At 40.8% G+C, this 245-nt stretch carries 1 pseudogene; it reads right to left on the minus strand.

Annotated elements, in window-relative coordinates:
• Positions 1-59: 59 nt before the first annotated feature.
• Positions 60-245 (minus strand): annotated as a pseudogene (locus tag RYX56_RS24505) (hypothetical protein); the annotation flags it as partial.

Raw genomic sequence — 245 nt, forward strand, 5'->3', positions numbered from 1 at the left:
GCCTATTACACTGGCGTTTGTAAAAACTAAGAACATGGTGCTTCTTGCGGATGTCTCAGTTATTTTTTTACGATTTTAGATGGGTTGTTGATTTTATACAATACAGGGGCTTCGACTATGAACTCCTTTGCCACTTCTTTTCCTTTTGTCAATTTCTTCGCCACAACTTTTCCAGAAAATTCCAGCATATCCCCTGGGGCAAGATCATACTTTTTCAGCGTTTTGCTGTGACTGCACCAGGCAAG

The sequence above is a fragment of the Alkalihalophilus lindianensis genome (assembly GCF_032843265.1).
In the GTDB taxonomy this organism is placed as follows: Bacteria; Bacillota; Bacilli; order Bacillales; family Bacillaceae_D; genus Alkalihalophilus; species Alkalihalophilus lindianensis.